The 16,079-nt window shown below is 61.3% G+C and carries 11 protein-coding genes; 2 read left to right on the top strand and 9 right to left on the bottom strand.

The genetic code is table 11. From position 1 onward, the window contains the following. Window positions 1-215: 215 nt before the first annotated feature. The 3 genes from SKP52_RS14130 to SKP52_RS26150 form a co-directional block, all read right to left on the bottom strand. Window positions 216-1,229 carry a taurine ABC transporter substrate-binding protein gene (locus tag SKP52_RS14130; protein WP_158514388.1) on the bottom strand — a complete coding sequence of 338 codons (1,014 nt, stop codon included), beginning with the start codon at window positions 1,227-1,229 and terminating at the stop codon, window positions 216-218. A gap of 5 nt (window positions 1,230-1,234) precedes the next feature. Continuing rightward, window positions 1,235-2,287, bottom strand: coding sequence for a dienelactone hydrolase family protein (locus tag SKP52_RS14125; protein WP_039575692.1), 1,053 nt, complete (start codon window positions 2,285-2,287; stop codon window positions 1,235-1,237). 83 nt (window positions 2,288-2,370) lie between these two features. After that, the gene (locus SKP52_RS26150) at window positions 2,371-3,072 is read right to left on the bottom strand and encodes a Crp/Fnr family transcriptional regulator (protein ID WP_039575690.1); all 702 of its coding nucleotides are present in this window, start codon (window positions 3,070-3,072) and stop codon (window positions 2,371-2,373) included. A gap of 144 nt (window positions 3,073-3,216) precedes the next feature. On the opposite strand from SKP52_RS26150, the gene SKP52_RS14115 reads away from it, so the two are divergent. Then, on the top strand, window positions 3,217-5,535 hold the full coding sequence (locus SKP52_RS14115; RefSeq protein WP_158514390.1) for a TonB-dependent receptor: 2,319 nt from the start codon (window positions 3,217-3,219) through the stop codon (window positions 5,533-5,535). A 223-nt stretch (window positions 5,536-5,758) separates the two neighbouring features. Here SKP52_RS14115 and SKP52_RS14110 read toward each other — a convergent pair whose 3' ends face one another. From SKP52_RS14110 to SKP52_RS14080, 6 genes are all read right to left on the bottom strand, one after another. Then, on the bottom strand, window positions 5,759-7,165 hold the full coding sequence (locus SKP52_RS14110; protein WP_052208318.1) for an ATP-binding protein: 1,407 nt from the start codon (window positions 7,163-7,165) through the stop codon (window positions 5,759-5,761). Next, the gene (locus SKP52_RS14105) at window positions 7,162-8,784 is read right to left on the bottom strand and encodes a radical SAM protein (RefSeq protein WP_039575682.1); all 1,623 of its coding nucleotides are present in this window, start codon (window positions 8,782-8,784) and stop codon (window positions 7,162-7,164) included. Before SKP52_RS14105 ends, SKP52_RS14110 begins: the two co-directional genes overlap by 4 nt. Window positions 8,785-8,820: 36 nt before the next feature. Beyond that, a complete protein-coding gene (locus tag SKP52_RS14100) occupies window positions 8,821-10,407 on the bottom strand; it encodes an ATP-binding protein (RefSeq protein WP_039575681.1) in 1,587 nt (528 codons plus the stop codon). Window positions 10,408-10,424: 17 nt separating this feature from the next. Next, window positions 10,425-12,191 carry a PIN-like domain-containing protein gene (locus SKP52_RS14095; protein ID WP_039575678.1) on the bottom strand — a complete coding sequence of 589 codons (1,767 nt, stop codon included), beginning with the start codon at window positions 12,189-12,191 and terminating at the stop codon, window positions 10,425-10,427. A gap of 164 nt (window positions 12,192-12,355) precedes the next feature. Beyond that, window positions 12,356-12,550 (bottom strand): hypothetical protein, encoded by a 195-nt coding sequence (locus SKP52_RS27025; protein WP_039575676.1) that lies wholly within the window; start codon window positions 12,548-12,550, stop codon window positions 12,356-12,358. Window positions 12,551-13,074: 524 nt separating this feature from the next. Beyond that, a complete protein-coding gene (locus SKP52_RS14080; protein ID WP_148309133.1) occupies window positions 13,075-14,313 on the bottom strand; it encodes a hypothetical protein in 1,239 nt (412 codons plus the stop codon). A gap of 521 nt (window positions 14,314-14,834) precedes the next feature. On the opposite strand from SKP52_RS14080, the gene SKP52_RS14075 reads away from it, so the two are divergent. Further along, window positions 14,835-16,028 carry a hypothetical protein gene (locus tag SKP52_RS14075; protein WP_039575666.1) on the top strand — a complete coding sequence of 398 codons (1,194 nt, stop codon included), beginning with the start codon at window positions 14,835-14,837 and terminating at the stop codon, window positions 16,026-16,028. The last annotated feature ends 51 nt before the right edge of the window (window positions 16,029-16,079 follow it).

Below are 16,079 nucleotides of genomic sequence, written 5' to 3'. Positions count from 1 at the left end.
AGTGCCTCCCTTCAGGAGCGCCGGTTGCGATAACGAGCATTCCAAACGGAGAAGCGACCAGTCGGCTTCGCGCCGGATATCGGTTGCTCTGGCGGTCGTCGCAGAATTCTGAAATCGGACAGAAAGTTTCGAGCATCGAATTCAGGCCGGCGTTGCCGATGAGCGCATCGGGTCCAAGAGGAACAGCTTGTATGCCGGGCGGAAGCCGGAAGTGTCTATTTTTGTGTCGTTTCAACGGCGTAGGCGTTATTCAGGAACCGTAGGTCAAAGAAATTGTCAAAGTTGCGGTCGTCCGGCACCTCTCTGATTCTGCCCCGCCCTGAGAGAAACCGCGCGATCGGATGGAGTGATCGTGCAAAGGCACCTGCATTTCCGTCTTGTCCCAGATATGCCGACGTCAATTGCTGGCGGCAGGGCAGGACTCCCGTGCCGCGCATCATTCGCGCAGCCTCCTGTGGATCGACACCCAGCTCGCGCTCGACGATTTGCGCCGTTTCCTCGGGGTGGTCATGCCAGAACGTGATCGCAGCGCATTCCGCTTGTACATAGCGGGCGACCAGTTCCGGCCGCGCCTCGGCTAGCGCCTTGGTTACTACGGCGATGTCGCCAACAGCCAGGCCATGTTTTGCCATGTCGCGATTGTCTATCAGGATACGGCCGCCATCTGCTACCATCTGATGAAGTGCCGTCTCCCAAAGCCAGGCGCCATCGATCTCTCGCCGGTCCCATGCGGTCCGCGCTTGCGATGGTGTCATGTCGACCAGCGTGACGGCATTTTCGGGAATATGTTCCAGCCGCAACAATGACAGCAGGAGATAGTAGGACGTCGACCCGAACGGAACCGCGATCCGCTTACCCGAAAGATCGGTGGGTGCGGAAATGGGGAGGTCGGCCCGCACGACCAAGCCTTCGACGCTGCCCAGCATGTTGAGGATGAAGAGGCCGCGATAAGGAAGTCCGGCCGATATGCCCGCCGCAGCGGGGGGTGTGCCAACGGCTCCGAAGTCGATCCGGCCGGCGGCAATGGCGGCGTTGACCTGTCCGCCCGTTTCGAACGGCACCCATTCGACTTTTAGCCCGGCCCGCTCGTGGAGGCCGAGCGCCTTGCTGACCAGTTGCGCGTTGGCAAGGCGCAGATAGCCGACGCGGATCGTTCCGGAAGGCGCCTCGGGCGCTGCCGCTATCGGTGATGCAAGGGCGATTGCGGCGATCAGGATCGCAGCAGACACGCGCTTCACAGCTCCCTCGCGAAGAAGGCGGTCATTTCGCTCATGAAGGCCTCGGCATCGCCGGGCCGGCTGCCGATCGTCACGCCCTTGCGCCCAAAACCGGCCTTGGCGGCATAGCTCGTGAAATCCTTCGCCGTCAGCGCCGGGTCGGCTTGTCCAGTGCGTGGATCGATATAGATGCCCGTATCGGTCATGTAGATGGTCGGAAAGGTCGTGGAGGTGATCGCCCCGGGGATCGGCGTCGGCGGGACGTCTGCCCTGTCGAAGGCGTGGAGAGCGCCGGGCACGATCCGCATCGACGCCGCCTGGCCGCCGACGATCATCGCGTGAACCGCATCCTGGCATTGCTGAAGCGACACCCAGTCGTCGCGGTCGCCCTGAAGGACGAGCAACGCCGCCCCTCCGGACAGGCGCGCCGACTGGAACTGCGTCCCGCACCAGGGATAGCCGGCGACCACCGCGCGCAGCCCCTTGCCTGGCCCCAGCACCGCCTCGGCAAAGGGCGCGGCGGCGGCCATCATCACGGCCGTGCCGCCACGGCTTCCGCCGAGCGCGCCGATCCGCGCCGGATCGATGTCGCCTCTGGACTGGAGATAGCGGACCGCCGCCAGCACGTCATAAGTGCTGGCGACCCAGGTCAGCCGTCCCTGATCGGCGATGGTGTCCGCGATTCCGCGCGCGCGGAACGGATCGATGAGCAGTACCGCATAGCCTGCCGAATTGAGTGCGGCTGCCTCGGCCAGATGGTGCGTGCCGATATTTCCACTGCCCGGCACCATGATGATCGCGGGCAGTTCCTTCTCGCGGCGGACCGGGAGGAATATCTGCGCATTGAGTGTCACCGCCGGTCCTGTTTCCCCTTGAATCGTGGCCGCCCACTCGGTGGGCGTGCGACTTTCGAACGAGATGATCGTTCCTTTGATACCGTTCGAAAGCGTGACTGGCGCGGAAGCAAAGCTTGCGCCGCTGACGGTCGGTAAGGGGGCGTCCGCCCCGGCGGCGCCCGACGTCGGGCTGAGGCTTGCCAGCAAGGTTGCGGCCAGTAATCGTACAAACATCGAGTATCTCCCCATTCGCGCATGCAAGAAGGCGAATATTGGCGCATGGCCTGCCGGGGTCTGTCTTCAGGGGAACAATTGGATCACTCGCCACGCGCAAATTGTTCGAGCGCGGCTACATCCCGGACGACGATGCGCCCATAGCCCAGCTCTACCATGCCCCGGCTTGCGAGATCGCGCAGTATCTCGTTGATCCGGGGGCGCGTGGCACCGACCGACATCGCCAACTCCTCCTGACTGATATGGTCCAGCGGCGACACCGGCCCCGCATCCTCGCCATAGGGCCATCGACCGAGATCGCAGAGACGCGCGGCGACTCGCTGGACGAGCGGCAGGCCCATGCCTTCGATGATGAACTGAGCCAGCTTTCGCTCCGCCGCCAGTTCGGGCGCCAGCAGCAAGCGGTATGTGGCGACGTCGCGCTCGAAGATACGCGCCACGTCGGCAGGAGCCAGCGACAAGGTCCGGGCGCCATATCTCGCAATGCCTGAATAGGCGTGCGGCAGGCCGTCGAGGCAGCTCAGATAGCCGACCCACTCACCGGGATGGATGACGCCCATGATGACCGCCCGGCCATCGCGCGAATGGCCGACGACACGAATGTCGCCGGAGAAAACGCCGTGCAGGCCGGTCGGCGGGCCGTCTTGTTCGAACAGCGCCGCGCCGGGCGCGATCGTGCGCACGCTGCTCGCTTTGAAAACGGCCTGACGCACCGCTTCGGGCAGGGTCGCAAGCCAGCCGCCGCTGCGCAGCATCGCTTCGAATACAGCGGCTTTGTTCACCATCGAACCAATTGTCTCCCCAGGAACAGTCGCCGGCGATGCTGCCATGTAGCGCCATACAAGCACAAGTCGATGACCCGAAGCGCGCGGACGCATCAGGCATCCCGGTTCGCAGGAGGCCGTCCGTGCAGCATCAAGGGGGATAAGATGAACCGACCGAACCGCAACCTGTTTGCCGCCCTGTCAGGGATTTCCTGGCTGGCGCTTTGCCCGCCTGTCATGGCACAGCAGAACGAGGCGCCCGCCACGGCCGTGTCGGAAGAGGATGGCTCCGCCCCGGGTGACATCGTGGTCATGGCGCGAAAGCGGGAAGAGCGGCTTCAGGATGTGCCGCTGTCCATATCGGCAATTTCCGGCGACACTGTGGCCAATGAGCGGTTGTTCCGCATCAGCGACTATGCTGGAAAAATACCGAACTTCTCCGCGCTTCAGCAAAATACACGTACGTCCGGCCTCTATATCCGGGGCGTGGGCGGCAACGCCAACAATGACGGCGCGGAACCGGGCGTCGGGCTCATCGTCGACAATGTCTTCTTCACCCATGTGGGCTTCAGCTGGCTGGACTTCGTCGATCTCGATCATGTCGAGCTGGTGCGCGGGCCGCAGGGAACGCTGCTTGGCAAAAACACGACCATCGGTGCGCTGGTCGTTACCACCAAGAAGCCCAGCTTCGATCCGGGCCTTGAGCTGGAAGGCACGGTCGCCAACCGCAATCGCTATGAAATCCGGGCCAATGCGACAGGGCCGATTGCAGGCGACACGCTGGCCTACCGGGTCACTTTCTATAACACGAAGGGGGATGGCTGGGCCCGCAACGCATATAATGGCCGCAAGCTGCTGGACCTCAACCGCTGGGCGGTGCGCGGCCAATTGCTGTTCGAAAATGGCAACGTGACCAATCGGGTCATCGCCGAACATTATGAAACGTCGGAATATAACAACTTCTATTCGCCCTTCGCCGACGTCAATACGCTGAATGACGGCACCGTCCGCAATGGCTGGGAGCGGAAGATGCGGACCCTGTTCGGTTATGACCCGAACTATGATTTCCCCAACAATGCCAATTCCGATCAGCTCGGCCTGATGAAATCGAAGACCAACGGTCTGTCGAACCAGCTCGATGTGGAAATCGGCGATCATACGCTGACCTCGGTCTCGGCCTGGCGGGACTATAGCTATCGGCCCGATCATGACTCGGACCTGTCGCCCTTCTCGATCCTGAAGGCGGGGTTCGACCTCGACGTATCGCAGCTGTCGCAGGAAATCCGCCTGGCCTCGCCCACCGGCGGCGCGTTCGATTATCAGGTCGGCGGTTATTTTCTGCGCGAGAAGATCGACAGCAACAACCGCTCGCGGTTCCAGAAGGACGCGACCACCTATTTTCTCAGCCCGCTTTTACCGGCGTCGGTGCTCGACGGCGTGGAATATGACCAGTTCGGCCGCGCCAGGATCACCAGTTACGCCGCGTTCGGCCAGGCGAGTTGGCACGTCACCGATCGCGCGACGCTGACCGGCGGCCTGCGCTACACCATCGAGACCAAGGAAGCCTCCAATACGGGCAGCAGCTTCGGCGGAGAGACGCTCCCCGCCGGGCTGGAACCCTACCGCGCCGCGCTGGTCAGTGCTTTTGGCGGTCCTTTCCTTGTCGAAGGCAAACGGACCTACCGCTCCTTCTCCTGGCTGATCAATCCGTCCTACAAGCTGACCGACGATATTCTTGCTTATGCCTCGGTCAGCTATGGTGAAAAATCGGGTGCGGCCAATCTCTCTGCCCTGCCGGGCCGGCCGCTTTTGATCGATCCGGAAAAATCGACGGCCTATGAGATTGGTATCAAGACCAGCTTCGCCGATCGCCGCGGCACGTTCAACGTCGACCTCTACTGGAACGACATCAAGGATTATCAGGCGGGACAGATCGATCCGGACCGCCTCGCACTAGGCACCTATCTCGGCAATGCCGGCTCGGTTCGTATGCGGGGTGTGGAATTCGATGCGGCTTACCGCATCGATCGGCATTTCAACCTGTCGCTGAGCGGCGCCTATAACGATGCGATTTACAAATCCTATGCCAACGCGCCGGCACCGATCGAATATGGTTCCGGCATCCTCGACCTGTCCGGACAACGAACCGGCGCGCCGAAATGGTCGGGGCAAGCCAGCCTCAACTATGAAGCCCCGGTCACGTCGAACCTCAACATTTCGGCATTCGTGAACCAGAGCTATCGCAGCCGGACCAACCTCCTCAATCCGCTGTCCGTCTATGGCGAGCAGGAGGGATATGGGCTGACCAATGCCGGACTGGGCATCAAGGATCCCGACGATCGCTGGTCGGTGCAGATCTGGGGCCGCAACCTGCTCGACAAGATCTATGCCGTCGGCATCCAGTCGGCCAATCCCGTGGCACCCTTCTTCAAGATACCGGGCGATCGCCGCACGTTCGGCCTGACCGTGAAGGGGCGCTTCTGATTGGGTCTGACATAGACGTCACGATGGGTTTCGACCAGCATATGGTCATCTTTATCCCTTCACGCTCCGTCAAAAGCTTGGCGCGATCACCGCGACCTCACCTTGGTATGCGGCAGAAATGCGCCCAATATTGGTCATTCGAACGGATGTTGCATAATACCTGAAAGCTGACTTTCGGGAGCGGGCAAGAAAGTGCACAAGCTCGTCGCTAGGGGCGAGAAAATTATGGTTGCTTTCCCAACGCCTCTTCCAACTCACTGAGTGCGGCGAAAACTGGCTCGTCCACACTGTCTCCTTTGGAGTGCCTTCGGGCGAAGGCACGCATCGCGTTGACGCATTTTTCCAGCTTGGGTCTTATGTCGCTGTTGATGGCATTTAGGTCTCGCAGCTGGATGTCTTGCCCTAGCGCCGACGCAGTCTGCTGAAGTGCCTTCGCTCGATTTCGATCAACAGAAGCAGAGCGGCAGCATTTCGCTATCTTCCGGGTCAGCGGCTCGAGCTGGGCGGTCAGATCGTTGAAATGGACATTATGCTCGAAAAAGTCGCGCCGAGCGTTGGGGATGATCCGGCGGTCCAGAACGTGGATTTCAGCGACTGCCCAAGAATTGAACCGGGGTTCCGCGAAATAATCGATCAGGACTTGGTGGTCGCCGACTTGGATGTCGCCGGCCCTCAGCCGGATTCCTCCGATGCGCGCACGACGCGGCAGGGCGCCGAGATAATCGTGATGAACGATCCAGCCGACTGCGGCGACACCGCCGTCGCGGTCTTCGAAGGTTAGAAGTTCGCATTCCGAGATATGCCCGTCCTCATTGGCCTTTGCCGGGAATTGGTCGCGGTGGGGGCGCCGCAACGGTTCGCCGTCGTTGATCCGGATCTCTAGTTCGGGCAGCGGTGCGTGCGCCTTGATATGATGCTCGATAGCCGACGCGAAGGAGAAGGCGCGGTCGAACGGGACGGGTGCGACCTCGGCGAGATAATCAGCGATAAGTTCCTCATTAAGCAAGGCATCCCGTCGATGGTGTCGGACGATGTCGCGCAGCTCGACCTCAAAGAAATGTGGCGGGTCGGAGGGATCTGCAGGCTGCACCGTTAACGTGACAATATCGTCGACGACGCCTGGCAGATCATCATTCTGTCCGAGTGCGCGCAGCGCCGCTCGCAGCCGCATACAGTCCCAGCTGAGCTCTACAACCTCGGTGTCGCCTGCGGCGCGGGTCCGGAACAGGAGCTGGCGACAGTAGGCGAGGCCCGCGAGGCGGCCGATGCCCCGGAAACCGCGCGCATCCGTTCCGCGCTTGCGGCTTCCTCCGATCGCCAGAAGTCTCCGGGGAGCCTCGCTGACGGGTATGCCCGTGCCATCATCCGTAATGCGGACCGAGCGTGCATCATGGTCGATGCGGATATCTACCCGGCCTCTGCCTCGCGGTCCGTCGAGCCGTCGTGCCTCGATGGCATCGGCTGAGTTTTGTACATATTCGCGGTAGATCGTCAGCGGGTCAGTGTACATAGCGCTGCTGAGCAGCTCCAAGATGTCCTTTCCGATGACGACAAGGTCGCCCGGCGAGGCCGAGGCGCCCGTTCCGGTGATGGCTGGCGAGGCCGACGGTTGGCGCGCGGCCCGCTTCACAGACCGAGCCTTTCGGAGCCGACGGCGCGAGTGTGTGATGGAACGAACATGTCTTCTTCCTCTAGGCCGGCGTCCTCGACAAATTCATCTGGGGCAGGGGCGTCGGCCGGAATCTTCGTTGTCCGCGCCCGCTTGTCCCAAATCGCGCGCTCCGCATCCTTGCTCAAAGGGATGTAGAAATCGAGAACATGGCGGAGGAGGTCATCCTCCTCCTCGTCGCGAAGGTCGCGGAAGCGGCTGGGATGCCGCGACGAGAGCTTAGCGAGCAACTCCCCCTTCTGCGAGGGTGAAAGTCGGCGGATCGCCGCTTCATAATCGTCGAGCTGCCCTCGTCCGCCTTCCGCTTCGAACCATTCGCGATTGAAAATGAAATGCTGGGGCAGGAGCAAGATACGCCGGAATGCATCGACGTCGGCGCCGAAGGCACGGCGAAAAAACTCTGGCGCGCCGCTGACCACACCATGGGTTGCCTGCAGGACGAGCTGAAGCGAGCGCAGCTCATAGCGGGTCCAGCCGTCGCTGACGAAGCTGCGCTCGGGCAGGTCGGTCGGCTGGTAGCGCATGGGAAACGACCAGATTCGAATATCGAGTTCTTCGTTGAGCTGGACGTTGAGCCACATCCGCTCGAAGAGATCTGCGGGGTCGTCGCGGAAATTGTAGAGCATGTAGTTCGACAATTCGCGAAGGCCCGCATCGGCCGAGTATCGGATCGCCTGTTCATAGGGCTTCTTCAGCCCGAGATGATCGAAGGCGATGCGTAGCGGTTTCAGGCAAATCGTCGCAAGTTCCTGCAGATACATCGGATCTTTGCACAGGATACGGGCGTCGACGCCCTGGTTGAAATCGACCCGGCGCTTCGATGCCGTGCGTTCGCCCGGGCGCTTCAGCGTCGCGCCTGCTTCGAAACCGAGGTCGCGAATCTCGGCGATAATCTCGCGGAAGCGCGGCGACGCGACGACATTATTGTCCATCAAGGTAAGGTCGCGCTTCTCGCCGTGGCGCTCGCGAATGCCGTTCACATAGTGGGTGAGGGAAGCTGCGTCGCGCTGCGCACCTTCGAGCTTCGGTACCCCGCAGAAATGACATTTGCGGATGCAGCCCCGGGACGCATAGGCGAAATAGGCATCCTTGACCGGGTAAACATATTCGATCTGGTCGAGGATCGCATAGTCCGGGATCAGATCCTCGATCGGCGTTCCGCCAAGGTCGTCCGCGTAGAGGTCGCCGTAAAATTCGTCGAGCTGGAGGGCGGTTGCCGGGGGCTGTGTCAGCAGGCCCGAGATGAACCGCACCCCCCGCCAGCGCGCCTCTGTCTTGAACCGCTCGGTCATCAGCGACGCCGCAATGCCGCCGACGAAAACGCGGTCGGCGCGCCCGCCGACCAGCTTCAGCGCATAGTCGATCGTCTCGCCGATCTTGCGGTACTCGAAGGAAAATAGCGTGGTGACATAGACGCGGTCCCACACGCTCGCTTCGGCACGCGGGTCTTGCCCCTTGATGAAGGTGACATGGTCGCCCTTGCCATGGGGGCCGTGATAGGCCGCGATCTTCATCAGGCCGAGCGGCGGATATTTATTCTTGTAGCCCGGCTCGATCAGCAGAATCCTACGACCGGCCATGACGGTCTCCTGTGGCGGTCAATTTTACCTTCATGGTCATAGATCCCGGAACCGCTTCAGGAGCAATTGCCGCGCCTTGTTGAAGGTCCGGGTATCGAGGAGCGACTGGAGCACGTCGAAGACGATGTCGAGAATATCGCGGTGGGGCACGTCGCCGTTGTTGGGCGACGACCGGCGTGACGTGATCGTCGGCTTCAGGACAACCGATGCCTCTTGGGCGAGCGCGCGAAGGCGAACCCCGGACTCGCGGATATCGGTCTGTTGTTCCTCAGTATAATCGTCGAGGTTGAGATTCTCGAGGCGCTTCAAGGCCGCATTCAATTTGCGCTCGGTTGCCTTGCGATCCGGTGGGGGCTCGTCGGCCTGAGGATTTGCCTTCGGCTTCAGCGATTCCTCGACCTCCTTGATTTCCGTATCGGTCTGCAGTTTGACCTTGTCGAAATCCTTCGATTTCCGCTCCCGGCTCGCCTTGTAGGCCTCGCGGGCGAGCGGTACGATTTCAGCGAGAATCTGACCTTCTATCTCGCGCCAGGCCGTCGAGTCCTCGAGCCCGTCGCGACGCGCATTCGGAAAGACGGTGTCGCCTTCGATGAAAATCTCGCCAATGTGCCAGGCACTGAAGCGCGAATAGGATTTGCCGTGCTTTGCGAGGGTGCGGCTCAATATCTCCGCGTCGCCGAGCTGGATATTTTTCGTGCGCAGGCGGAAGCCTCCGAAGTCGTCCTTGACGATCCCGTATAATGCAGTCTCGGCGTGCCACCCCCACCAGCGCGAACCCGAAGCCTCGCCGCCGTTGAAGAAATTGATGCGGCGTATGGTCGCGGGTTTCGAACCGGCATGGATGGTCTGCTGGTAAGGCTTTCGCAGTTCCTCGCCCGGTTCGTCCGGCGGACCCAGAAAGACCGGAACCGTCGGAATGGTCTGGCCGATATTCTCGGCGTGCCGCTTGATTTCCTCGCCCGGTGCCCAGTGCGATTTATAGTCGACGGGCGCGACCATGCGCAGATAGTCCCCCAACGAGGCGATGTCTTTCATCTCGGCCGGCGTTTCCGAGAGGCCGTGGAGCGTGACGAGCGTGTAGTGATCGTCGAGGGCCTCGCCATCCCGCGTCTCGTGCGAAATACTGCGTCTGAAGACGGGCTCGAGCTCTTCATTTCCTTCGCGCAGGGCCTTGCGGATTTCAGAGCAGTTATAGGAGACGATGCTGGTAACGGCTTCTCCGGGGGCCTTGCAGGTAAATTCGAGCCTGTCGCAATAGGCTATGCCCGCGAGCCTTCCGATTCCGCGAAAACCGGCTTGGCGACGCGCGGTCTTTCGCGACGATCCGATCGAGGTCAGCGTCTCCCAGACCCTTTCAGCCGTGATGCTCGCACCATTGTCGCGGATTTGAATGAAGCCGTCGCCGCTCTCGGAAACTACGATATCGATGCGGGGCGGAGCCTGGAGCGCGACCGACCCGTCACGAGAACTCCTTATCGCGTCGAACGCATTTTGCACATATTCGCGGATCGCGTCGCGCGGCTCGACATACATGCCCGTCGTCAAGGTCTCGAGGACATAGGAACCGATCAGAAATTTCGGTTCCTCATCCGTCTTGGGCTGGGCTTCGCTTTCGTTCGTCATCTTTCATCCCTTCTCCATCACCGCAACTGCAGTCCGGTGCTGGTGCCCCAATCGATCAACCCGGTAAGCCCGTCCCAGCAGACGCTGTCAAATCGAGACAGACCCACGTCGAGTTGGCTCTCCGGAACGCAGAAATAGCCAGCGAGTGCATGGCGCAGATCCGCCACGCGCGCCTGCGTCACTCCGCCCATGATTCTGGTGAGCGACCGCGGGCTGTCGCGCGCGACATCTTCGAGCAGCGCAAGTTCGCCGAAGTAAAGACCCTTGAGTTCGCGCACGCCTTCAGCGTCCCGCTCGGCAACGGGCGACAGGCTGAGCTGTGGCGCGGCCGGATCCGGCGTCACCATAAAGAATCTGCGGCTCGGGCCGATGCGTTCTGCAAGGCTGGTGACCGCATCCCGCATTTGCGGGACGGTTTGCAGTGCGAAAACATCCTCCAGAGGCTCGCGGAGCGGCCGGTCGCGGAGCTTCCCTTGCGCATCATAATAGAGCGCCTCGATCGAAGCGCGTAGGATGGCCACGCGCGCCTCGCGGTTGATCCCGAACGATTCGGTGATGATTTCCCGAAGCAGGATGCTGGCGGCTTCGACATCCCTCTCGGCAGCCATCATCAAACGCTGCACGAAGGCCCTGACATCATCGATGGCGGCGTTCTTCATCAGCGCGTCGCGCAGCCCCGCGACGGCTTCCGTGGCGGCTGCGGGATCGCTGCTGGCGAGCGCTTCGACGAGCTGGCCTACATCAATGCTGGACACAGGTTCCGCAGGCTCGGGCGCTGCGGGTGCGTCAGTTTCGGCGCCATCAGGGGTCGTGGGCAAGGGGCTGACCGGTTCGGTCGGGGTAAAGGCAATCGGCTGATATGCGTTGAACAGATGCTCGGCGTCACCCTGAAAACTATGCAAGGTCTGAGCGAGCATGCCGAGGTTGAGGATCGCGAGCCCCGCATCCTCCCGCGCCTGTTTCATTTCGTGGACGAGCAGCGGAAGAGGGAGAATTACCTTCAAGCCATTGCGGCCATCATTTCCTTGCGGGCGACCGTTTTCCTCGATGACGGTTGGCGGCGTATAAACCCAGTCCTGCTTGTTGTCGTTGGTCAACAAGACCACGCTTCCACTTTCGAGTGTTCGCACATGATCGAGTATCTCGCGCCATATGATGAGGTCGCCGTATCGATTGTCGGCCGCTCGCTGCTTGTCCGCCTTTCCCTTGTCAAGGAAGCCGGGCGGGTGGCCACCGATCGCCCGAGCGGCGAATTCCGCATCCAGATTCGCGATGCCGCGGTAGATGTCGCTCTGCAGAACCGACTTGTTCACGACCTCGACGATCCAGTCGCTACAGTCTTCGACCGTTTGCCTTGCCTGGCGCAAAAGTCCCGCCTGCCGAAGCAGCGGCCGCGCAAGCGAGTCGAGATTGCCCAGATAGCTTAGCCGGTCGGACTGCTCGTCCGTCGCCTTGGCGCGGCCGTCGTCGACGTATCGCCGAGCCTCGACCTGCAGTGTCTCGACGGCTTGAATGGCCTGTTCGGCCGCTTTGGCCATTGGGATGAACAGCTCGGGCTTGGCCGATATCTTGCCAAAGACTTCATGCCCTACCCAGGCTGGTACGTGAAATCTGTTTCCGAGACCCGCAATCCAGCGGTCGAGGTCGCTGCGCGCAACGGGGTTAAGCGATGCTGCCGTAATCAGAAACGAAGTGTCGGCGAAGAAATGGTTATCCTTCGCCGTCAATGCCGTTCGCAATTGTTCGTTGAGTTCGGCGCGTTTTACCGAACGGGACTGCAGCATAATTCCCCCCTCTCGATTTGTTCGGCTGCTTGGCTGTGCCGAGTCAAGGGGGAACTGGGTTCAATTCTGCTGATAATTTTCTCGGATGTAGGGGCCCGGCACCGTCAAGCCGTAGCGGCGCGCCGAAATTGTCCGCGTACATCCCCTCGATCCGTTCGGTCTCGTCATCCGTCAGCGCTTCGAACTCCTTGTCGCGCGCGCGCAGAGAGGCGCCCCTCATTTTGGGCGAGGAATTTGCGCAGGAGCTCGACCTTGGTGGACGGCATGTCGACCAGCTGCTGCACTGCTCCGTTGAAGGCGTCGAACGCCTTGAGGAAACGGACCTCCTCGGGAAGGTCGTGCTCGAGAGTCTGTTCCACGCATTCGTATAGGAACTCGGCGTGGCGGCTGCAGTCGATGTAACGGTAATATTTGGCCGTTTCGTTGAGGGCGTCGACATTGCCCTGGTTCGTGCGCCGCCAGTTGATTTCGGGGAGCAGCCGCTGCGAATAACTTTCGAGGACCTCCCAATATTCGTCGACCGAGGACGAAGCCGCGATCTAAGCCCTTGCCGTTACGGGCACCTTGACATTTCCTGGAGATCGACTAGATCAAAAGGGGAACGGAGTAGGTCATGCAAGTTGCGACCGGAGAAGTGCCGAAAGCCTATGCCCGTCAAGGCGGGTGGCGGATTTCCGTCGATCGTGCCTGGCGTTCGCGACAGATGCGACAGACTTTTGAGGCTGATACCGGGACGGCTCCGCTCGATTCTACGGACGAGCGCCGCAATGCGTCCGGGGAGACTGCGGCATATTACGAGAACTTTCTCCTGTGGGCGACGCGCTATCTTCGGCTGGAAGAACAGGCTCCTGCGCCTATCCGTGCGAAGCTCCTGGGAGACTGATCAGCTCCGCTGGATCCGGATTCCGTGGATATCGCTTAGCAAGGCGACGGCCTTCAACAGGACAGCCTTCTTCGTGTCGTCGGCCTTCAGGGTCTTGATGGCTGCTTCGATATTTTCGCGCCGCCGGACCTTTGCAGCTGCGAATGCGGCATTCTTGTCGCGAAGCTCGCGGACCTCCTTATAGGCGGTGCCCAAGCGGGCGGCGTCGCGGGTGGCTTCCGCCACCGAGATGACGGTTCCAAGGCCCGGTGTCGCTTGCCCGATATCCTTGATGATGTCGTTCCTCGTCTCGATGAGCGTAGCCTTAGCGGTTTCTACGATCCTCGGTTGATAGGCGATTAGTTCGGTCAGGACATGATCCTCGAATTCCCGGGCCAGGCCGGCAGCAACCTCGGCAATGCCTTCGGCGTCGAGCGCGTGAAGCGCCTCTTCACCGTCCGGAAGCGCCGCCGCATTTCGGTAGTCGCGGATTATGCCGTCATATTTGTCCTGGAACCCGGTTTCCCTCAGGGCGTCGCCGAGCTTGTGTACGGTCGCGAAGTCAAGCGAGTCGATGATCTGCGATGGTGCGGCCATGGCGTGAATCGAATCGAGCGCGAACCCCATGAAAGCTTCAATGAATATGGCGGTCTCCGACAATTGTTCGGCGCTGCTGTCGCGGCCAGCCAGCATGCCATCGACTGCTCGGAAGGCTGATAGGGGATGGAGGTCGGTCCCGGCCTCGCATCTCACTACGCCGGTGCCGACGAGATGATAGCAGGTAGCCGCGAACTGAAGCATGGAATCCCGCGCCGCGGCTGGCAGGCCGCCGATATAGCTTCTCAGCGTAACGCTATTGCTGAGATCGAGCGCTGCAACCTCCTCAGCGACCTTCTCGACGTCTTCGCCTGACAGGCCCGCAGCGCGGAGCATAGCGACGACATGCGAATTCCCTTGCCTCAGCCCGGCCAGAAGAAGTGTTCGGAATTTCTCGCCGACATCCGCCAGCGCCCATGGCATGGCGGAAACAATGCTGGAATCAAGACGAGCGATATGATCGTCGAGGCGGCGGTCCGTAATGCCTGCCTCGCTGAGACCTTCATTCGACGCGATCAGGTCAGCGAGGCTTTCCTTGTCGGTACGAAACGCTGGCACGATCGCTTCGCCGGAGAAAAGGTCGGGGTGCTTGTCCATCAGCAGCACGCCGAGCGGCGAAACGAGATAGGCGCTGTTAAGCGTGACGATGCCCTTGGTGATCATCTTCACCTTGAGCGCGCGTGCGGCAAGCTCGACGCTTTCTTCCGGTTGCTCCGGATTGAAGTGTGACGGCAGCAAATCGGTCGAATAGATGCGAGGCCCACGGAGCTCCTCGGCTTTCACCACGCGCCGCGTATCAAGAAAATTCGCCAACGACTTGCTCCTGCGACTGATTGCGCAGCCATATCGGCAATCGACCGATTAATTCAATTGCAGTCGATCAATGAATTGCCTGTCGGCTATGATCACCTCTGCTCCAAAACCCGTCTGTCCGGTTTCGGCCAGAACTGCTTCAAAACAGACTCGTGAGCGGTTGACCAGTTTGACTGTTTGGCCGTGGCAGCGGGAATGGCCGCTTTAGCGGCCCGGCTGCGAATGACGCTCTAGCCTGAATTCGGAATGATCTCGACCGTCTGGACTGATCGTCGGCTTCCCTCGTTCAGAGGAGGAAGGGGGGTGAGGGCGGAGTGCGTCCAAAGGCTGATCGGCCTTCCGCGCAACCCATCCCACCAAGGAGAGCCACCGTGGCCACGCTCGCACCCACAACTGGAAATCCCGTTTCAGGCGCCTATCGCGTCGATATCTCCCGCGGCCGAAATATCGGGCGCGTATCTTCCGAATGGTTCTCGCGCCCCGACGATGAGCGCTATCTTTCGCTGACCGAGCTTTACGCGGCCGTTCGTGCCCGCGCCGACCGCTCCACCGCACGCGTCGTCGATAGCAAGGAAATCCGCGTCGAGGCGCGCAGCGACAGGCCCGAACGCCTCTCGCTCATCGTCCCCGGCGAGGAACGACCCGTTGCTCCAACCAACTGGTCGTTCGGCCAGCTTTGCAGCCTGGTCAGCGCACCCGCATCCTATCTGCGCGAACTGCCCGCGGCGCTCGCGGGGATCAACCTTCAGCACGGGCTCGTCGCGCACCGGGCCGAACAGGTCAAACTCTACCAGACCCACGATGGACGGACCGAACTGCGCGCTGCCACCGGTCCCGACTATGGCCGGATCTTCGATCACGAACTCGTCGCTGCGGTGATGAAGATCGCCGGAGATGGCGTCGGGCAGACCCGGTGGAAGGTTCCAGGCGTGCTCGACTGGTCGAACATGCACTATAATCCCTATGTCGACGTCAGCCGCGACACGACGACGCTCTATGCGTCCGATCGCGACGTCTTCCTGTTCCTCGTCGACGACACGCACCCGATTGAGGCGGGCAAGCTTCCGAACGGCGAACCCGATCTCTACTTTCGCGGCTTCTACAGCTGGAACTCCGAGGTCGGCGCCAAAACGCTCGGTATGGCGACCTTCTATCTCCGCGCCGTCTGCATGAACCGGAACCTCTGGGGCGTCGAGAATTTCGAGGAGGTCAAAATTCGCCACTCGAAATTCGCGGCCAACCGCTTCGCGCACGAGGCCGCACCGGCGCTCGAGAATTTCGCGGATTCCTCGCCGATGCGCTTCGTGAACGGCATCAAGGCGGCGCGCGAGCGCATCGTCGCCAGGAAGGACGAAGATCGCGAGGATTTCCTGCGCAAGCGGGGCTTTTCCAAGGCCGAGTCCGCCAAGATCGTCGCAACCGTGCTCAGCGAGGAAGGCCGTCCGCCCGAGAGCATCTACGACTTCGTGCAGGGCATCACCGCCTTCGCCCGCACCAAGACCCACCAGGACAGCAGGCTCGATACCGAGGGCAAGGCCCGCAAGCTCCTCGAAGCCGTCCACTGACATCCAGCGCCGCCGGGCGCGATTGTCCGGCGGTCCCCCTTCGAATGAGGA

This window comes from Sphingopyxis fribergensis (assembly GCF_000803645.1).
Taxonomy (GTDB): domain Bacteria; phylum Pseudomonadota; class Alphaproteobacteria; order Sphingomonadales; family Sphingomonadaceae; genus Sphingopyxis; species Sphingopyxis fribergensis.
The sequence above is the reverse complement of the archived record's forward strand: the minus strand, read 5'-3'. Positions and strand labels throughout refer to the sequence as shown.